General features: G+C 47.2%; 15 protein-coding genes. 2 read left to right on the top strand and 13 right to left on the bottom strand.

The window, feature by feature from the left end:
• Positions 1–67: 67 nt before the first annotated feature.
• From MHH25_RS09545 to MHH25_RS09500, 10 genes are all read right to left on the bottom strand, one after another.
• Positions 68–1,885, bottom strand: a complete 1,818-nt coding sequence (locus MHH25_RS09545; protein WP_340020480.1) for an ABC transporter ATP-binding protein — start codon at positions 1,883–1,885, stop codon at positions 68–70.
• Positions 1,885–3,018 (bottom strand): nucleotidyltransferase family protein, encoded by a 1,134-nt coding sequence (locus tag MHH25_RS09540; protein WP_340020479.1) that lies wholly within the window; start codon positions 3,016–3,018, stop codon positions 1,885–1,887. The genes MHH25_RS09545 and MHH25_RS09540 overlap by 1 nt, the downstream gene beginning before the upstream one ends.
• Positions 3,019–3,070: 52 nt before the next feature.
• Positions 3,071–3,556: a lasso peptide biosynthesis B2 protein gene (locus MHH25_RS09535; protein WP_101313307.1), complete on the bottom strand. Its 486-nt coding sequence runs from the start codon at positions 3,554–3,556 to the stop codon at positions 3,071–3,073.
• A gap of 1 nt (position 3,557) precedes the next feature.
• Positions 3,558–3,857, bottom strand: coding sequence for a lasso peptide biosynthesis PqqD family chaperone (locus MHH25_RS09530; RefSeq protein WP_036669864.1), 300 nt, complete (start codon positions 3,855–3,857; stop codon positions 3,558–3,560).
• Positions 3,854–4,801, bottom strand: a complete 948-nt coding sequence (locus MHH25_RS09525; RefSeq protein WP_340019876.1) for an aldolase — start codon at positions 4,799–4,801, stop codon at positions 3,854–3,856. Before MHH25_RS09525 ends, MHH25_RS09530 begins: the two co-directional genes overlap by 4 nt.
• A 139-nt stretch (positions 4,802–4,940) precedes the next feature.
• Entirely contained in the window at positions 4,941–5,078 is a 138-nt protein-coding gene (locus MHH25_RS09520) for a paeninodin family lasso peptide (RefSeq protein ID WP_174806426.1), read from the bottom strand.
• Between the two features lie 53 nt (positions 5,079–5,131).
• Positions 5,132–5,266 (bottom strand): paeninodin family lasso peptide, encoded by a 135-nt coding sequence (locus tag MHH25_RS09515; RefSeq protein WP_105598020.1) that lies wholly within the window; start codon positions 5,264–5,266, stop codon positions 5,132–5,134.
• A gap of 65 nt (positions 5,267–5,331) precedes the next feature.
• Complete coding sequence (locus tag MHH25_RS09510) at positions 5,332–7,263, bottom strand: asparagine synthase-related protein (RefSeq protein ID WP_036609989.1); 1,932 nt, start codon at positions 7,261–7,263, stop codon at positions 5,332–5,334.
• Positions 7,260–8,528 (bottom strand): sulfotransferase, encoded by a 1,269-nt coding sequence (locus tag MHH25_RS09505; RefSeq protein WP_340019875.1) that lies wholly within the window; start codon positions 8,526–8,528, stop codon positions 7,260–7,262. Before MHH25_RS09505 ends, MHH25_RS09510 begins: the two co-directional genes overlap by 4 nt.
• A gap of 424 nt (positions 8,529–8,952) precedes the next feature.
• A complete protein-coding gene (locus tag MHH25_RS09500) occupies positions 8,953–10,287 on the bottom strand; it encodes an MFS transporter (RefSeq protein ID WP_340019874.1) in 1,335 nt (444 codons plus the stop codon).
• Positions 10,288–10,541: 254 nt separating this feature from the next.
• On the opposite strand from MHH25_RS09500, the gene yhbH reads away from it, so the two are divergent.
• Together yhbH and MHH25_RS09490 are read left to right on the top strand one after the other, a co-directional pair.
• Complete coding sequence (yhbH, locus tag MHH25_RS09495; protein ID WP_036609998.1) at positions 10,542–11,711, top strand: sporulation protein YhbH; 1,170 nt, start codon at positions 10,542–10,544, stop codon at positions 11,709–11,711.
• Positions 11,708–13,144 (top strand): SpoVR family protein, encoded by a 1,437-nt coding sequence (locus tag MHH25_RS09490; RefSeq protein ID WP_076252399.1) that lies wholly within the window; start codon positions 11,708–11,710, stop codon positions 13,142–13,144. The genes yhbH and MHH25_RS09490 overlap by 4 nt, the downstream gene beginning before the upstream one ends.
• 139 nt (positions 13,145–13,283) lie before the next feature.
• On the opposite strand, the gene MHH25_RS09485 is transcribed toward MHH25_RS09490, so the two are convergent.
• From MHH25_RS09485 to MHH25_RS09475, 3 genes are all read right to left on the bottom strand, one after another.
• Positions 13,284–15,764, bottom strand: a complete 2,481-nt coding sequence (locus MHH25_RS09485) for an EAL domain-containing protein (protein WP_340019872.1) — start codon at positions 15,762–15,764, stop codon at positions 13,284–13,286.
• Positions 15,765–16,029: 265 nt separating this feature from the next.
• Positions 16,030–18,852: an endo-1,4-beta-xylanase gene (locus tag MHH25_RS09480; RefSeq protein WP_340019871.1), complete on the bottom strand. Its 2,823-nt coding sequence runs from the start codon at positions 18,850–18,852 to the stop codon at positions 16,030–16,032.
• Positions 18,853–19,125: 273 nt separating this feature from the next.
• Positions 19,126–20,130 (bottom strand): LacI family DNA-binding transcriptional regulator, encoded by a 1,005-nt coding sequence (locus MHH25_RS09475; RefSeq protein WP_017689571.1) that lies wholly within the window; start codon positions 20,128–20,130, stop codon positions 19,126–19,128.
• Between the last annotated feature and the right edge of the window lie 34 nt (positions 20,131–20,164).

The raw sequence follows: 20,164 nt of genomic DNA, 5'->3' as shown, positions 1-20,164 counted from the left end.
ATATACGAACCACCTACATAAGAGGCGCGCCCCTCGTGGCGCGCCTCTTTACGTTATGTCATACCCTTTACTGCCCCACAACACCCGCTTGCATGTTCAAAAGTTTGCTGAACGTCCCTACCGGATCAGTAGATAACTGCTGGTACCCGCCCTCTTGAATCACCCGACCTTCATCAAGTACAATTACACGATCTGCCGTCCGAATCGTGGACAATCGGTGTGCAATCACGATAATGGTCACATGTCCTTTTAACCGTTCCAGCGCCTCATGAATGTACTGTTCATTCTCACTGTCCAGCGCACTTGTTGCTTCATCCAGTACCAATACAGAAGGATTACGCAGCATAGCCCGGGCAAGCACCAATCGCTGACGTTCACCCCCGGATAGACGAATACCCCGATCACCAATAATCGTATCCAGACCCTGAGGCAGCTTCCGTACAAATGCCGCAGAGGAGGAAAATTGCAAAGCCTGCCACATCTGTTCTTCACTTGCATTTGGATCAACCAGACGCAGATTCTCACGAATACTTGTGTGAAACAGGAATGGGTCCTGGGAGACATATCCGATTGAACTTCGCCAGCTCAATAATCGTTCTTCTGACAGAGGAACACCGTCAATCAAAATACGACCAGTTTCAGGCCTCACAAGGCCCATAATCAGATCTATCAGCGTGCTTTTACCTGCTCCGGATTTCCCCACAATTGCGGTCATACCCCTTGATGGAATCGAAGCTTGCACATTTCTCAATGAGTAAGCATCACTTCCCTCATAGCGATAGCAGACATCCTCACAGGTGATAGATCCCTTCAGTTCCATAGGTTGAATCCCATCAGTTCCAACGTCTCCTGCCGAAGCAATCTCTTCACTAATCTCACGACTCTTCGCCGTCTGCGCTTGTAATTCTCTGACTACCCGAAATGCAGGCAGCATGGAGCTGATGTACTCCAGATTGGACTGAATTGCCGTAAACCTTGGCCATAAGCGGGAAAAGATTAGGATAATGAGTAGCAGGCTTGCGGGAGGCACCGTCATTACACGGAGAGAAAGATAGATGAATGCCGCAATAATGATTGCCGCTGACATCCGGTGAATCAGCTGTGTTCCACTGTTCAATTGGCTAAACTGAATGACATTGCGTTCTATCTGTCTGCACATGCGCTCAAACCAGTTCATGTGGGAGCGCTCAAGCATGTTACTCTTAATATCCTTAATGCCGTTGAAATGCTCGGTAATGCCGTTATAATAACTTTGCGAGAATTCAGAGGTCTGATCCCCGATCTGCTTGGCGCGCTTGACGAATTTTCTCAAGACAAAAAATAATAACAATCCACAGACCAGCACAAGTGCCGTCAGCTTGGCGGATAACCAGAAAGCAAGACCGATCTGAATGCCCGTAAAGATCAGAGAGGCTGCCATTTGCAGCATAATGCTCGTTCCCTGGCTCACACGTGCAAGTTCAGTCGTTAATATATGGTTAAAATCGGATTTTCGTTTTTGGAGAAAAAATGACCATTGCGCCATAATAATAGCACCATAGGTTTCCATGCGCAGCGTTCGTACAAATTGCTGTTGGATTCGCGTATTACGGATCGTCTGGAGACGCTGCATCCAGGCCTGTCCGGAGACAATTAACACAAAGGTGAACAATACGAGTAACAATTGGCTATTTTCAGAAAAACGATTCAACACGTCGCCAAGCCAGGGAATGTTTAAGCCTGTGGAGCCCATCTCAAATATGCCAATCAGACTCAACATCGGAACAAGCATGTAGATGCCGATCCCTTCCATGAGACTGATACAGATCATCCCTAGCAGATTCCAATATAAAATGGGCCCCGTGACATGATGCAACTTTCGCATGAAATACCTTAATTCCGAGATCATACTTTACCCCTTTCCGTCACCGTATACCTTTTAATTCGCCGCCAGAACCAGAGAAACGGACGTAACGGAAAGTACAGAAAAAACAAAGAACGCGGAAGCGGCAGTTGATCCACATCCCATGTACTTGGATATAAACGTTCAATAAAGAAAAACCATTTCTGTTTTGTACTTCGAAGTTTAAACAAATACGATTGATAAGACTTCATATCAGCCGGACTTTCCAGCATGTCGTTCATGAACTTTGCGCCTTCGTTGGCTAATCGCTTGCCTGTACGGTCACTCAAGGACATCAAGGACCTGTACTCTACATCCAGCGGCGTATTCAGCAGCTCCGAGGCTAAGTGAAGAGCCTGCGAACCGATCGGTAAACGACCCTCCGCTTTCAGACGTCTCTCTAATTTCTTCACATCAAGTGGCATGCTGCGGATCATCTGGTCGATATCCAGTAACCAGCGCAGTCTGAACCAGCCGTGTCGTGCACCATGGGTTACGAGATAAGCCCATAGGTCTTCTTGTTCAAGCATACGGACAGGTGTCTGTGTGTATGAACTGAACCGGCTTCGTTTCCACAGCAATTCAAAATCGGTTTCTTTGCCCGAATCCGGGTTCAGACGCCAATGGATCTCCACTTGAGTCCTTTTGACCGGATGGGTGTAACAGATATGATGTTCCCGCCATTTCCAGCTGCGCACCGTAGGTGCCCGCTCCCCTTCCTTGGATACGTATCCGAGGGTAGCCAGAATGCCTTCAGCTGCTTCCACATCATCAAACGGAATCAGGATATCCAGGTCTTTGGAGGTTCGCATCGATACATCGCCATAGAGATCATGGGCGAGCGCCGGTCCCTTTAGTGTAATATTGCGGATACCGCGTTCACGAAAAGCTCCACACACCTGCTCCATCTCAGCTGTTAGATGTAACATGCGGAACGTATTGACCGTATATTGTTGTCTCAGACTCTCCATAACATCTGCAGGAATGATTGCAGAGTTGAATTCTTTCATTTTCACATAAAGCACAGAGTATAAGCGGTGATGATAGACAAGCCGCAGAAAAAGCTGCCAATCGGTACCTTGCAAACCCGCCTTGAGTTCTTCAGGGGATAGAGCCGTCAGATCACCTCTAATCATGCTCAAAATCAGCTTAAGCTCCTTTGGAAACCCTGATGAATAGAGTTCACTTTCATGTATCATAGACAATCTCCCCAGATCCCTTCTCCGGACACCGTTTGCCAAACACACCGACAACCGTATATTGGTCCATAGTATCAGCTCCGGTCACGATCAATTTACCACTTCGCAGCCAGGCATGAGCCATCATATGTCCTTGCTTATTCCGTGCAGTCCCCATATATAACGTACTCTCTATCTTGCGTCGCTCAAGCATCTTCATCCCGGCAATCGCCATTACAAGGCAGCGGCTTTCCCATAACGTATATTTGCTGGCGAGCGAAATTGCTTTGGAAATATTCCGTATAGTGATGACCTCGCTGCGTTCGAGTCCTGTCATCGGTGTTTCTACCATAGGCGTACCCAGCCCTGGCGCGATTTTGGCAAATGGCATAGCCTTCTGTATGCGTGCCCAGCCAAGGAGGATATAGGCCTCCCATACCAGTCGACGCATCGACCGCGGGAGCGAGAGATAAGCCTTTATTTTTCGCAACATCATTCTACACTCCGCGAGTAACGTCGATTAAACCTTCACGGGACAGATGTTCCATGAATTGCACCACCTGCTCACGACATACATCTGGCTCAATCTCATACTCCGCAGCAAGTACCTCAACAACTTCACCCAGCGTGCGTTCTTCTGCGATCAGGTCCCAGATTCGTCCACCGGTACTCCCGAGATTATAGTATTTTCCAGAGCTAATGCTCATCATGACTTTCTCACTACCCATATCACTGACCAGATTGCCTTCCTTCCGGGTTACCCGGTCTTCCACATTCATCGGCGTAGTCGCTGTCATTGTCCTGTATGCACTCCTTTGCGTATATGATCTGTGATCCGATCCACCATCTCAAATGCTGTAAACTCAGCACCCGTTCTGACCAATCTGCCAATCTCCACACTTGCTGAAAGTCTTGAAGCCGTCTCGAACAACCACTGTGCCAGCCCCTGTCTTGCAACGAGTCCACCACGGAACGTATGCGAGCATAACAGATGCAGTCGTTCTAGCCCCGTCACTTCCACCAGTTGAACAGCTGTATGGTTTGCCTCTGGTTGTGGAGCAAGTTCGAATATTCCACCTAGTGGTACGGCCATCTCATGAAAATAGTGCTGAACAGGTATCGCATATTTTGTAATCTCTGCGTGAACCGTTGCATAATCCTGTTCCTTCATGCCGAAGCCGTCCAGACTGGGCTGCCATAACTTCTGTTGCGGGTAACCAGGTGATACAATAGCTCTTCCTCCAGCATCCCAGGTCAGTGCAACAACATCATCGGTGAGAAGCGGATATCCGCGTGATGCCAGTGCGGCCGACAGTGTCGATTTGCCTGCCCCCGAATGTCCGACGAATGCGTAAGCCCAGCCATCAATAACCACTGCACTACCATGCAATGGAAGGATGCCACGCTGCATCATAATGATCGCCATACAGGTGCCCAGGATGAATAATCTGACCTTTTTCTCATCCGCTCCTGGCTGAGGGGATACAACGATACGCTTTCCATGCTCCATTAGAAACAGACCTGTATCTTCGATTTTGAAAAAAAGACTGCCCTCTCGTGCCACAAAGTTGTCGTTGCCTACATCCCAATCCTCCCACAATGGGGTCAGATCTGAAGACTCGATGTGCACATCCACGACATCAAAATCAGTCTCCGCATCCTTGGGTGCGATCTGTAGTTCAGGCATTCGAATTTGGCTCGACCAGCGCAGACCATACGCCACATAATGCACAGGCAACAATGAACGACGCCTCCTACGTAATAAAATGTAAAAAAAAGCCCTTATATTCATGTTGCTCAATATAAGGGCGGAGGCGAAAAGCTGGATTTGTTGCATTTCCGCCCTTTAAGTATGATGACACTTCATAAAACTAAACAACTTAGGAAGTTGGATCGTACAGATCCGCATCGTGAACCGTGATCCAGTCAATTTGTCTGTAGCCAGTACCGGCCATTGTTTGATTGACTTCCAACACTTCAAGAGCTGGTGCTTGCCATTCCTTTTTTTCCATTTGCATCGTATTCACCTCCTTTTCGCACTTCTAAGTATGATGGCATATGGTAAAGCTTTCTAACTAGTTCCGTAGAGATCCGCATCGTGAACCGTAACCCAGTCGATATGTTTGTAACCTGTGCCCGCCATTGTTTGGTTGACTTCCAATATTTCCAGTGCTGGTTCTTGCCATTCCTTTTTTTCCCTTTGCATCGTATTCACCTCCTATCATGAGTCAAATGTAAGAAAAGTCCGGGCCCACAGTTCACCGGGCTATATCAGAATTTCCGAATGAACCGATAGACGATCAGACTATGCATCATCAATCGCAGATCTGGATGCGAAGCAAGTTCAGGTCTTGGACTCGGGAAATTGGCCAGGGCAGACTTGATACGCTCCGTGTTTAATATGCCAGCGACCTTGCTGTCAGAACACAAAGCACGTAACTCGGCGGTAAAAGCATCCCAATTCGGAATGATGCGATGTAACCAATCTGCAGGCTGCACACCCCGTACCCGCTGATTCAGTCTGACCTTGTCAGGCAACTCCGGTGAAGTAGCCCGGCGAATCAATGAACGATCCGTCCCTTGTTTCACATATTGTTCAATCGGAACGGACAGACAGAACCGGATGACTCTGGCATCACTTGTCGGATCACGTTCCCAAGCGCGGTAACGCAGAGAACATTTCGTAGCTACAGCACCGTTTTTGTTGGCGATGGCCAGGTTATTAAATTTCTCGGCACGTACTTTGAGTGCATCAGCCTGGGCACCGCCCTGCAGAACAATAATGGATTTGAGTCTTTCCAGTACACCCGTTCTCTGCGCAAAGTCAGGATGGATCAATTGTACGGATGCGGCCTGGCTGGCTCCTTTGGACTGAGCCTTGAACCAATCCGGATATGCCTTTTTCCCGGTGATCTTGGCTATACGTGAGAAAGGCATGCCCGTTCGTTCACTATACTGCTGCATCTCACGGAACCAGCGGTACCAGCGGCCACTTTTCAGTAGACTGGCGTAATAATCCAGAGCCGGTCCCCAGGAGATGGTGAAATTACCACGTGCCCCTGTGAGCAGGATGCCTGCATCTTGCTGGCTCGCTTTTTCATAGAATCCGCGAATCCAGAATGAATTTTCAAAGTATTTATAGGGCATTTCCATAATGTCGAGCCAGGTATCTACTTCACTGAGTGGACTTCTGCCTTCAAAATCGAGGTAGTTCTCTGTGATATTGCCGACATGATTAATCGTGGAACGTATGAAGGGCCGTTCGTCTGCGAGCAACGTTTTCGACGTATAATCTGTGAAATCGGGTACGGGAACATAACTATAGGCCTGCAGCCGTTTGCCCTGACTTCTCAGTGTTCCGGAAGCAAAACCAACCACGGCTCCCGAGTCCAGTCCGCCACTTAATGCAGCAGCCACCTGTCTGTGCGTTCGCAATCGTGATCCAACCGCCTGCCCAAAGACCTCCCGAAACGCTTCTACATACTCGCCATCGGATTTAAGCCTTAGAGGTTCCACTTCATTCCAGCGATGATATTGCTTCAGCTCCAGTCTCCCATCCCGGAAGACAAGTGTATGTGCAGAAGGCAGCTGGCTTATTCCCCGATATACAGTTGAATTGATATCTGCTGAATCATGCATGTCAGGAATGGCAAGGAATTCGGACAGCCAGGTCTCATCAAGTTCTTTATGTACCCCTTCAAGCCCGAGCAACGGATTCATCAGTGTGCAGAAAGCAAAACGTGAACCATCATGTCGGTAATAAAAAGCCCTCATGCCTGTAATGTCTCTCGCTGCATACAGTTTTCGATTCCGCTCATCCCATATCGCGAATACAAAATCCCCCAGCAATCGGACGGCTACATCGTCTCCCCAGCGCTGATAGGCACGCAAGATCAATTCACTATCCGCCAACATAGCCAGTTCAGCTCTGGATATTTGTAATTGATCTGCCAGTTGTTCCCGGTTATCCAGAATGGCATCTGCCGTGATGGTCAGACCACTTTCCTCATCATATAAAGGCAACTTCTCGCTAACCGATTCCGGTGTAATCCATTGGGCATGACAGCTGAGGAACGCCTCATTGCCTTTCCACACTCCTGTTGTATCCGCAGGGACATGCCCCAGGCTTGCGTACAGACGCCAGCTGTCTTCCCATAGCGCCTGCTGACCATCGTTGTGAACAATTCCTGCTATGGCGCTCATGACTTGCCTCCCCGTAGAATCTTGCGCTGTGAAGCCCAGGCGCTGATCTGATGACCAAATGGTACCCATGATTTGATACGCTGTATTTTGCTTTGAGCAGAAGCCAGCTGGACTTTCAAGCGTTCTCGCTCACTGTAACCCCGTTCCAGACGATGATCTGCTGCACGTAATGCGGCTTGCAGCTGTCTGATCGTTACCAGTGCAGCTAGCGTCGGGTCTGTCTTTTCCGGTTCTTCGACAACTGGGTCATTACGATTCCCAACCGGATCATGAACGACAGAATCTGCCGGTTGCATTCGGTATTGTGGTTGCCACTGGCAACCGGTCGCTGCTGTCAACTGATGCGTGATTCGGTCAATGACCTCTTGATCCGGACTTGCATCATAATGTACACCCGTCCATTGTTCGGCTTCTGCGAGCTGTTCACTGTATCCCATCTGGTGGAACAGATCTGCCCCCATCACACGGCAATACAGTTCAACTTCATGTCGTTCTAATATGTTTTTCCAGTTGTTAACAGAACCCTGATGTGCCTCTTGATGCGAAGAGAGGAAAGGATCACCCACGCCCATACTGTAGAACATGTCAGACTTGGCACTGTCCAGAAACTGTCCATACTGCTCCATTCCCTGTTCATATCGAATTCCCAGAAACGCACATAGTTTCTCAAGTTCTTCTTGAGGATTGGAAACCAATCGTTCATATTGCAATTCATACGCATTGGAGTGGGGTTTGGCAAAATAATCATTCAAGCGGAGCATCCCAAGTGTGAGATCTACGGATTTCATATTTAATTTGGGACTCTGCAGACTATGAATCAGGTCGAATCCTTCTCCTGTGTGGCGGTTTACCTTTTTGAATGATGCTGCTACAGCCAGAGGATTACGCTGGAGATGAATGCGCTTGGACTGTGGGAACAGACGATCCAGCCATTCCAGCATGTAATAATAACGCGGAGATTTATCAACGACGAAGTCTGCTCCGCTCCCCTCCAGGAATCCATTGTAGATTTCAAGAGCAAAACTTCTGCACGCCTTCTCGAAGACATCCTCAGATACCATGGCATTGTAGAACTGGCGCATGATGGAGCTGCCACCGTAAGCACGTGAATCAGCCTTGGGTAAATCGACAAGATTCATCAGAAACCACATTTCCTGGGTGGCAAATATACGACTATGATTTTGCAGCATTACGGTGGATAAGGAACTACCACTGCGGGGAACACATAGTAAGAAAACAAGTCCGTTACCTTGAGCATCGATCAATGGCAGCCTCTCCTCTGTTCATTAGTATAAATGTGTAGCTGGGATAGACCAGACTCTACCTTTGTGTTTGGCAAAACGAGTAATATGCACGCTATAGGTCAGCATTTTGCAATATTCCGTCGGAAGTTCACCCGGGAATGAAGCAAAACACATGATTACATTCGACAACTCTCAGATACAATATGTATTTATAGTTTTACTCTATGATACAAAATGTATCATGTCAATCTTTTATTTTCACCTTTTCATAAATTGATACTCTTTCACTGTATTCTGCTGTCTGTCATTTAAGCACTTATTCATGGATCAATTATGTTCTGATTGCACAAACGCGAATAAGCTCCAGACATGTTCTGTGAGGAACAATGCCTGAAGCCATACGTAATCCGTTGAGAAACTTAATATGAAAACGGTTGAACAACCATCAGGTAAATCTTACATCTGAACTTTTCCCAGTAGCTCCAACGCTCCCATTTCGCTCTTCTTCCTGATCTGCCCGTGTAGCATCCTGCATCCCCTTCTGTACCTTCACGGTTAACAATACAGCAATGCCCGCGACGAAAAAGAAGATGAGCGACAGAATACCCCAACGTGTGGAACCCGTGATCTGCCCAACATAACCAAACACAAATGGACCAAAGATCGAAGAGAATTTGCCTGTAATATTCACAAAACCAAAATACTCTCCTGTTCTGCCTGCTGGCATCAGATTGCTAAACAGGGAACGCGCTGTGGATTGACTCACACCCTGCACGACACCAACCAACCCGGCGAGTACGTAGAAGTGGATCGCTTGTGTCATGAAATAACCGAGAATCACAATACATATGTAGACCGATAAGCTAACGATTAATACCTGCTTTGCTCCCCAACGCTGTGCCCATGCTCCCAGTAACAATGTACACGGGAACCCAATGAACTGGGTTAACAGTAGCGCGAGCATCAGGTCGGCTGTGCCTATGCCTATACTTGTCCCATAGATCGTAGCCATTAGAATGATGGTATTAATGCCGTCATTAAAAAACCAGAAAGCCACCAACATGCGGATTAACTGGGGAAAACGCCGCATCTGACGAAAGGTTTGCCGCAGTCTGCGCACGCCCACCGCAACGTACCCTGTCCACGTTCCGGGCAGATCCGGTGATGCAGGCCGTCTCGGAGCATGGCGGAAAATCGGTATCGAGAACAGCAACCACCACAACGAGACGGAGATGAAAGCAAGTCTTGTGCCTGCCAGTGTACTGCTCATCCCGAACCAGCCCGGTTGCTGAATCATCAGCAGGTTCACTGCAAGCAGCAAGCCTCCTCCAATATAACCATAGGCATAACCCTTGGAGGATATCATGCCCCTTCGTTCCACGGGTACCAGATCCGGCAGCATTGCATCGTAAAAGGTGTTACCACCCGCAAAACCGATTGTAGATATGACCAGCAACGCGGAAGCAAGGAACCAGTCCCCTTCACCGATTGCGCTGAATCCCAATGTAGCAAGGACGCCTATAATTGCAAATACACGCAGGAAGTCGCCCTTCCGTCCTGACAAATCAGCTAGCGTGCCTAGCAACGGTGTTAGCAGAGCTACGCACAACATGCCAATGGAGTGTGTATAGGCCAGGTAGGAGGCGGCGGTATCCGTATCCAGCGTTGCTGCAGCGACCGAAGCATAGAATACAGGCAGTACTGCGGCCAGCACAGTTGTTGCATAAGCCGAGTTGGCCCAATCATACATAATCCAAGCCTTGATCGCCTTTTTATTCACATAAATTCTTCCTTTACATGCATCTATTAAATAATTGATGTCTTTCTCCTATTGTAAAGGAAGGATAGCACACTTGTTCACTATTTCTGTAAAATATGGTGCAGTTCTGTTCTTACGACTCACCTTACCTCTGAGGTGAACTTGCGTAATTGTATCATTTTATATCCACTCTCATCACATATCGTCCTCGCCCGTGAATATACTTAATTACCGACAGGCCAAACTGTGCCGCGTAATTAATGGGGGGTGCCTACATGTCAAATTCACACCAGCCTTACTCGTTCGTTGTGTCGAAGGAAGATTGGTCGCTTCACCGCAAAGGGTACCAGGACCAACAGCGCCATCAGCAAAAGGTGAAAGATGTCATCAAGCAGAATCTGCCTGATCTGATTACGGAAGAAAACATCATCATGTCTGATGGAAAACAAATCATCAAGGTACCAATCCGCAGTCTGGATGAGTACCGTTTTGTGTATAACTACCAGAAGCAAAAACATGTCGGTCAAGGAGACGGTGACAGTCAGGTCGGAGACGTCATCGGTCGTGATCCCTCTGCTTCGCAGAAACCCGGCAAAGGCGAAAAAGCTGGTGATCAGCCTGGTCATGATATTGTGGAAGCCGAAGTTAGTATTGAGGAATTGGAAGATATGCTCTTCGCTGAGCTGGAATTACCCGATCTGAAGCAGAAAGATAAAGACCTGATTGAGACACATACGGTAGTTTTCAACGATATTCGCAAAAAAGGCATGCAGTCCAATATTGACAAGAAACGTACCATTCTGGAGAATCTGCGTCGCAATGCAACGACTGGTACGCCAGGCATCCATCACATCAGTCCAGATGACCTGCGCTACAAGACATGGGAAGACAAAATCATTCCACAATCCAATGCCGTTATTATTGCCATGATGGATACATCCGGGTCCATGGGTTCGTTTGAGAAATACTGCGCGCGCAGCTTTTTCTTCTGGATGACCCGTTTTCTACGCCGTCAGTATGAGAAAGTTGAGATTGTTTTCCTCGCCCATCATACGGAAGCCAAGGAAGTAACCGAAGAAGAGTTCTTTACCCGCGGCGAGAGCGGAGGCACCATCTGCTCCTCTGTATATATGAAGGCGCTGGATATTATTGACAGTCGGTATCCACCTTCCAGCTACAACATCTACCCTTTCCACTTCTCTGACGGGGATAATCTGACCTCGGATAACGAACGGTGTGTGAAGCTAATCGGTGAGTTAATGAAGCGTAGCAATATGTTTGGATACGGCGAAGTGAATCAGTACAACCGCAGCAGCACACTGATGTCGGCTTATCGTCATATCAAGATGGATCAGTTCATGTATTATGTGATCAAAGAAAAAGGCGAAGTGTACAAAGCTTTGCGCAGCTTTTTCCAGAAACGGGAAGGAGGCAGCGTTAGATGACAGATGAGATCCGCGACCTAGAATACGCTATTGCCGAGATTATGGAGATTGCCAATGGTTTTGGCCTGGATTATTACCCCATGCGGTACGAAATCTGCCCATCGGATATTATTTATACATTTGGAGCCTACGGCATGCCGACCAGATTCAGCCACTGGAGCTTTGGCAAAACATTTCATAAGATGAAAATGCAATACGATTTTGGACTCAGCAAAATTTATGAGCTTGTCATCAACTCCAACCCTTGTTATGCCTTCTTGCTGGATGGAAATTCCCTGATTCAGAACAAATTGATCGTAGCCCACGTATTGGCACACTGCGATTTTTTCAAAAACAATGCCCGCTTCTCCAAATCCAACCGTAATATGGTCGAAAGCATGGCCGCTACGGCGGATCGGATCAGCAATTATGAGATGGAATACGGCACGGAAGCGGTTGAAGCATTTATCGATGCCGTGATCGCAATTCAGGAACATGTGGACCCACAGCTGATTAAACCCCGCCATTTGGACAAACAACGTTACATGGAGATGAAAATGCGGGAGCAGCGCGGTGAGAAAAAACCACGGCCGGAAGGTCGCTATGATGATCTATGGTCACTTGATGACGTGCAGACGGAAGAAGCACCCGCTGAAGGTATTCAGGTCCATCATTTTCCGCCTGAACCGGAGAAGGATGTCATGTGGTTTATTCAGGAATTCTCGGAAGTGTTGACCGACTGGCAGCGGGATATCATGAGTATGATGCGTGAGGAGATGTTATATTTCTGGCCACAGATGGAAACCAAAATCATGAACGAAGGCTGGGCATCTTACTGGCATCAACGCATTATCCGTGAGCTTGATCTGAACAGTGAGGATACGATCGAATTTGCCAAACTCAACTCCTCCGTGGTGCAGCCATCCAAACAAAGTCTGAATCCATATTATTTGGGACTGAAGATCTTTGAGGATATTGAACGGCGCTGGGATAACCCAACCCGTGAAGAACAGGAACGTTGGGGCCGCAAACCAGGGCAAGGTCGTGCCAAAATGTTCGAGGTGCGTGAATTCGATTCCGATACCTCCTTTATCCGCAATTACATGACCAAGCAATTAACCGAGGATCTGGACCTCTACGTATTTGAGAAAAAAGGCCCGGACTGGAAAATCACCGACAAGTCCTGGGAGAACATACGGGATCAGCTCGTATTTTCACGTGTCAACGGGGGCTCCCCTTACTTGGTCGTGCAAGATGCTGATTATCTGCGGACAGGGGAACTCGTGCTCAAGCATCAATATGAAGGCATTGAGTTGGATCTGAAATATATGGAACGCACTCTGCCCTATCTGTATCGCCTCTGGGGACGTACCGTACATGTCGAGACACGTGTCGAGGATAAACCGATCTGGTTTACGTATGATGGCAAGAAACACCACCGCAAGTTTATGTAAGGTTTTCGATTATCATTATAGGAAACGAAAATATAAATGCTCTTATCATGGGTGAGTTTAATGATTAATAAAAGATAAGACATAAAAAAGCGGCAAGTTCCCGACATAAACGGGGACTTGCCGCTTGGCATACATAAAATTAGGATGGTGCCGGTGGTGTACTATTACCCTGCAATCGCAGCGGCACAAAAAAATCATGCTCCACTTCACTTGCCGGCAGTGGCCGACTGAAATAATATCCCTGAATCTCGCGGCAATCATTCTGCATCAGAATATCCAGTTGGCCTTTCGTCTCAATGCCTTCAGCAATGACTTCCATCTTGAGATTCTGTGCCATCGATATAATGGTCGCCACAATGGCTTGATCGCTGTGACTCTCTGTAATGTCCGTCACAAACGAACGATCAATCTTGAGCTTGTGAATCGGGAAATGCTTCAGATAACTGAGTGAGCTGTATCCCGTACCGAAATCATCCAGGCTGATCTTCACACCCAGGGCTGTCAGTTCATTAAGAATCGCCGTGGATACGGCTGCATCCATCATCATGCTCTCTGTTATTTCCAGTTCCAGATATCGAGCATCCAGCCCTGTCTCCAAGAGTGCATTCTTGACCTGTTCTACCAAGTTGGATTGGTGGAACTGCTGGCTGGACAAGTTAACCGATACCGGAATGAGTGGTCCGCCACTGGCATGCCAGAGTTTCATCTGCCTGCATGCTTCCCGCAGCGTCCAATTGCCAATCTCATAGATCATGCCTGTCTCTTCTGCAAGCGGGATAAACACATTGGGTGCGAGCAGACCTTTGAGTGGATGGTTCCAACGTATAAGAGCCTCCACACCAATCATGCGGCTATCCTCGGTACGAATCTGTGGTTGATAGTACAGGACCATCTCATCGCGTTCCAACGCTTTACGAAGATAACCCTCCAGCTCAATACGTTCATATAGTTCCGAATCCAGTTGGGCCGTGTAGAATTGGAAACCATTTTTGCCGTTTTTCTTCACTTCATACATGGCGGAGTCCGCATGTTTCAGCAAAGCATCCACGCCCACTCCATGATCCGGATACATCGCAATTCCAATGCTGGCGGTTACGTAAAAGTCATTCTCCTTCAGTCGATAAGGTAACTGAATGGCTTCAACAATCTGTTTTGCAAGTTCTGCCACTCTTACTTCTGTCGCTTGACCCTGGGTCACAACGAGTGTGAACTCGTCCCCGCCCATCCGGGCCAGCATGACATTCTCCATAGCCAAGGGATCAGAAGCTTCTATGGCTTTCATGATCCGGTTGCTCACTTCTCTTAGAAATACATCTCCAATGGAATGTCCCAGCGAGTCATTAATCATCTTGAAACGATCTATATCCATCACCATAACGGCAAAAGAGTTCCCTTTTTCTGCTGAATCGTTAATCGTACAAGCCAGCACATCATCCAACTTGCGCCGATTGGGCAGCCCCGTCAACGGATCATGCAAAGCTTGGTGACGAATCTTCTCCTGAGCCTGTTTCTCCTCCGTTACGTCTTTGATCAAAATGTGACTTCCCACATGTCTGCCATCAATGACAACAGGAACTACAACAATACTAAGGTCCAGAAGTTCACCCTGCACGTCTCTCATTTTGGCCATGTAGTGCGCCTGCTCCAGCCCATGATCATCCCAATCAATGGAATCAAATTCACTTATCCACTCTATATCGATTTGCTGAGCGATCTCATCAATGGAACGATCCATGACCTCTTTTTCAGGATATCCGGTGATTGTTGTTACAGCAGCATTAATCCCTTTGACAATACCTTCCTTGTTCACTGAAATAATAGCATCCGAATGGTTATGATACAGGGCCTGATACCATTGCTCATTCTCATGAATCCGTCGATCTTTCTGTGACATTCGCTGATTGATAAATATGCCAAACAACGTCAAGCCCAAAGCAATAAATGTGCCCGATGCGATCAAGTAGGCGAGAATACCTGGCTCAATCTGCATACCTGAACTTACCTTCAAGCCATGTGAATGATGGAAATGTGCGGCTGACATCCCAGTATAATGCATGCCAGAGATTCCAATACCCATAATGAGACCGCTGCCCATCTTGTAAACCCAGGTATGCCTTGATTGATGATAACGGAAGAAAAACATGAGCCACAATGCCGCAAATGAAGCAAGCGCTGCAATCAGAATAGATAACACCACTCTGCCTGGTTCATACGTAACCGGAATTGACATCGCTGCCATTCCCACATAATGCATCGAGCTGATCCCTGCCGTCATCAGTACTCCAGCAATCATGAGCTTGCTTATCCTGCCCGATTGTCTACCCGCAATGTTCAAGGCCACCCCCGATGCGACAATAGCAAGTAGAACAGATAAAACAACCTTACCGGTGGAATAGGAGACTTGCGTAGGCAGAACAAAAGCCAGCATACCTACGAAATGCATGGACCAGATTCCCAGCCCCATCGAGACTGCACCGCAGGTAAGCCATACATTCCGCGCCATCCCGCTAGCCTGACTTACACGGCCTGCAAGGTCAAGGGCAGCGTATGAAGCTAACGATGCAATAATATAGGATAAAATAACAAGTTCTAAGTTGTACGTGCCATGTAGGTGCTCCACTCACTCTGTCCTTTCAACCGGGAAATGCCTTGTATGTATGCAAAAATGTAAAAAAGAAGCGAGTGCGCTGTCTGGATGACAGGCACTCCCTCCGCATCATTTGACTCGTGACAACAGACTTAGTTGAAGCAGTTGTCATACATTGGAACCCGTTTATATGAATGTATATAGTCTAAACGTCCCAGCCTTTAAAATCAACACTTATTTCCAGATATACAATGTTGAATAACTAACATTCTCATATTCTAATTCACAACTAAATATTCTATTTACGAGTCAGTAACAGACTGCCAAAACCGGAAGTATCTTGATAAGAATTACCTGATGAATCACTCCAGATGGATACACCGCTTCGCTTGCCATCTCCCGCGCCATCATCATTAACTTGAAGGTCAAACCCAATCCATCTTTGCCCTTCAGCACGAACGCTGTCTAGTGGGATTGCCACTTCAACTGTATAACCTCCGCTTGTTAATCGGGTAGCTGATTTGAAACTTTCTTTCCGTGCATTTCCACCAAAAGAAGCCTCATTATCAAAATTGACCCGGTACTGGGCGTCATCCTCCTGATAGAATGTTGTCTGATCTTTGCTCGGGTCGATAAAAATCTCGATCGAATCCTGCTCATGTGCATTAGAACTTAATTTGCTTCGCAAAGGATCTTTCACATCTGCCAATACGTACAGGTATTTCTCATCCCATAACAGCTGTGCAGTCGCCGTTGCACCGGCGTTTCCGACCACCCAGACATCTGTTTTAACAGATGCAGCCTTTTTCCAGACGTTATCCTTTTTTGCATCAATGACAGGTTTGCCATAAGTGACCTTGGTTTGTTTCAAGACAGAACCGAGCTTCAGTTTGCCCCGGTTGGCTGGTTTGTCAGGCTGTTGATTGGAAATATCATTCCAAACAATGGTCGCTGTCTTTCCAGCAGCATGTTCATCCGTAATCCGAAAATCCAGAGACAAGACCTGGCCTTCGGTAAGTAAAGAAGCTGACATAGGCAGTGATGCGTATACAACATACCCGGTTTTTGTCTCCTGTACGTTGTAAGTGTTTTTATCTTTGCCTTTAGCGCCATCCCGTTTAAATGTATATTGACCATTTGCAGACGGCGGATTTTTCTTCTTGGCAGACAGATCAGCCTCAGAAGTTGCAGCGCCTGTCCCCTTGACTTCTTCCGCGAGGAAAACCTGCACCTGATCCCCTTTGCGACGTGTGGTATCCTTCACTTCCACTCGTAAATTCACCTTTTTGGCATCCCACATCATACGAGCCTCACCCGTAACTGCAGATGTACCATCTGCCAGATGATTAATTTCGAGTCCTTTCACAGCACCCCAAAGAATATCTTCCTGTCCTTTGTGATTCGGGAAAGAAGGGCTGGCCTTCAATGCTGTCCATTCATTGCGATAGATCGGAAGAGTCGTAGGGTCCACCAGTGCCCAAAATGCCGGTTTTGCTTTTAATTTACGATCAAATAACAATGGTGCATCTTTGCGTCCTTTGACTGGATGATTGTCAAGCCATGTACCATCATCCGCAAGTCCCCAGACTGTAACACTGTCCATTACGCCGCGTTTTCCCAACTCGTCGAACAGGTCGAACAGTTCACGATAACGGTAAGCTTGTTGCAGCATTAATTCATCTGTTACAGGCATCTCCAACTCGGAATTACTTGAATAGATCGAAACGTCCAGCTCTGTAACCTGTACATTTACACCAAGAGCGATCACTTTCTCAAAAGCCTCACGAATGAGCTTTACATCCGGTCCGTACATGGATACATGCATCTGGAATCCAACCGCATCAATCGGTGTTCCTTTGGCAAGCAGCTTCTCTACAAGCTTCACCATATCATTCACCTTGTTTCCATTGCCCTCCATTCCATAGTCATTAATCACCAGTACAGCATCGGGGTCAGCCTCACGTGCATAACGGAAAGCCAGCTCAATGTAATCACTGTCATCTCCGTCGCCATCTACATCCCCAATAATATCTCTCCACTTGGAATTACTGGCCTCATTCCGCAAGCCGCCTCCGTCTGAGATGACTTCATTGACGACATCCCATGTATGAACCTTTCCTTTGTACCGGGTCACGATGGTTTGAATATGGGTTTTCATCCGTGCAAGCAACTGTTCCCGCGTGGCAGGTTTCGATGCATCATTCGGATCAGTAAAGAACCAATTCGGCACCTGACTATGCCATAACAGCGTATGGCCTCTGATTTCCATGTCATTTGCTTCGGCAAACTTCACCAGGCGATCTGTCTCTGACCAGACAAACTCTCCTTCCTTGGGCTGCATCGCATCCATTTTCATAAAATTGTCCGCTGTAATACTATTAAAGTGTTTCGTCAACAACTGGGAATGCTGGTTTTCCGCGTCTAGTGCAGACTGGTTGATGGCAGCTCCCATTGCGTAATTTTGTCCCACGATATCGACCAGATTCGGAATATCCTTCTCAATTTCAATTTTCTGAGCAGCCGTAATCAGAACATCATCCACGTAAAATGAAATCGTATCTGCCGGCGTCACTTCCGCTGACGTCTTCCATGGTGTCTCCACATACATGCGGAATCCGGTGATGCCACTATTTTCTTCGGGAATCACCACATCGGCCTCGACTTTTTTCCACTGTCCTTTGTTCAAGGTAGCGGAGGCAAAGGTAGCATATTCAAGACTCGAAGCGTCTTTATTGTATTCTTTCTCGAGTGCACCGTTAAGGACCTGACTGTCCGGCCCTTCATCGTACATGGCCCAAAATGAAATATGAACTGTGCTGCCCTTCTGTACATGATCCAGCACTTCAACTAAGGGTCCATGGAACGTTTCGGTACGTGAAGAGGTTCTCAGGCTGCGTGTACTGTCATGACCTACTTGCGTTACGATATCAAGCTTTTCACTTGCACGTGGACGCCATTGTCCCAACACACCATCTTCAAAATCAGCCTTGAACAGTACTTTATCATCGCCAGTCTTAACGTCCGCTGCCGAAGCACGTGTCCCTCCTGTTCCCACACTTGGGAACAAACTGAAGATCAATACAGCCGACAAGCACAAGCTCCACCATTTTCTCAAATGCATCCGATCTCCTCCTTGGTTCGTTGTTTGTGAAGAATAACCTTTGCTCTGCCATGTGCCAGCCCTTTACAAGATCGTTATACAGGATGGATAGATGCAAATGGACAGAAAATTGTAAGCACTTTCATTATACGATTGCCAGTAAACTTTGTTTACCCGTTAAACTATAGGACTTGTACCACTCCCTAATCCATATGTTTCCAAATGAGATATATAACGACAAAAAGCACAGCTTATTAGCTGTGCTTCGTGTAAACATCTTTACTATTTACGTTTTTAAGCTTTTAAAGGTGCTGTCGTCTGACGGATGACCAGATTGGAAGGTTCCGTCACCACAGGAGGAGAATAAGATGGATTCTCGATCATGGCAATCAGATATTCAATGGACTTAATGCCAATGGAATAGATATTCTGATTCACCGTGGTCAACCCCGGTTTGAATACCTCAGCATAATACGTGTTATCGAACCCGACAACCGAGATATCTTCTGGTACACTCAGTCCATGCTTTTCAATTTCATGAATCGCACCAAAGGCAGACATGTCTGATGCACAGACAATTCCCGTTGGTTGATCCTGAAGTGCCAGCAATCGCCGGGCAGCCTTGCTTCCCCCGTCGAAGGAATAATCGCAGATCTCCAGATATACCGTAGAATACGGGATGCCGCATTCTCGCAGCCCTTCTCGATATCCTTCCAATCGCAGATTGGCTACAGCAGGTCCAAGTGTCCCTGAGATATAGGCAATTTTGCGGTGCCCAAGCTCATGCAGATGTTTGACACCCATCGAGATCCCGTTCGCGTTATCCGTAGTAATGTAACCGGCACGTTTGCCCAACATGTCCGTATCAACAAACATCGTTGGAATCTCTGCATCCACCAGTTCCTGAATACTCGCGTTTTCTCTGCCTTCCCCGAATACCACAACGCCATCCACATTACGACTGCGGCAATGTTTGATGAACGAGTACGCCGGATCATCGAATCGAGTAGACAACCGGACCAGGTCATATCCACTGTTCTCCAGCGCTGTCTTGATCCCTTCCAGCAACTCGGACACAAAAGGGTTCGTAAACGGAACCGTTAACAGTACTCCCACCGTCCATGAACGGCGTTTGACAAGTCCACGTGCGACCACATTGGGTTGATATTTCAATAATTCGATGGCTATATTGACTTTTTTGCGTGTTTTTTCACTTACATCAGGATAATCGTTTATCACTTTGGAAACGGTTGCAACAGATACTCCCGCTTCCTTGGCTACATCATGGATAGAAGCCATCTGATCACCTCAACCTCTTTCAAATCCCCTGTCT

This window comes from Paenibacillus sp. FSL H3-0457 (assembly GCF_037981725.1).
Classification (GTDB): Bacteria; Bacillota; Bacilli; order Paenibacillales; family Paenibacillaceae; genus Paenibacillus; species Paenibacillus amylolyticus.
The sequence above is the reverse complement of the archived record's forward strand: the minus strand, read 5'-3'. Positions and strand labels throughout refer to the sequence as shown.

What these genes read in the sequence shown, in the direction of transcription:
- MHH25_RS09540 (WP_340020479.1), bottom strand. Translation starts at nt 3,018, where the DNA reads ATGATTAGAGGTGATCTGACGGCTCTATCCCCTGAAGAACTCAAGGCG.
- MHH25_RS09535 (WP_101313307.1), bottom strand. Translation starts at nt 3,556, where the DNA reads ATGATGTTGCGAAAAATAAAGGCTTATCTCTCGCTCCCGCGGTCGATG.
- MHH25_RS09530 (WP_036669864.1), bottom strand. Translation starts at nt 3,857, where the DNA reads ATGACAGCGACTACGCCGATGAATGTGGAAGACCGGGTAACCCGGAAG.
- MHH25_RS09520 (WP_174806426.1), bottom strand. Translation starts at nt 5,078, where the DNA reads ATGCAAATGGAAAAAAAGGAATGGCAAGCACCAGCTCTTGAAGTGTTG.
- MHH25_RS09515 (WP_105598020.1), bottom strand. Translation starts at nt 5,266, where the DNA reads ATGCAAAGGGAAAAAAAGGAATGGCAAGAACCAGCACTGGAAATATTG.
- MHH25_RS09510 (WP_036609989.1), bottom strand. Translation starts at nt 7,263, where the DNA reads ATGAGCGCCATAGCAGGAATTGTTCACAACGATGGTCAGCAGGCGCTA.
- yhbH (WP_036609998.1), top strand. Translation starts at nt 10,542, where the DNA reads ATGTCAAATTCACACCAGCCTTACTCGTTCGTTGTGTCGAAGGAAGAT.
- MHH25_RS09490 (WP_076252399.1), top strand. Translation starts at nt 11,708, where the DNA reads ATGACAGATGAGATCCGCGACCTAGAATACGCTATTGCCGAGATTATG.
- MHH25_RS09480 (WP_340019871.1), bottom strand. Translation starts at nt 18,852, where the DNA reads ATGCATTTGAGAAAATGGTGGAGCTTGTGCTTGTCGGCTGTATTGATC.
- MHH25_RS09475 (WP_017689571.1), bottom strand. Translation starts at nt 20,130, where the DNA reads ATGGCTTCTATCCATGATGTAGCCAAGGAAGCGGGAGTATCTGTTGCA.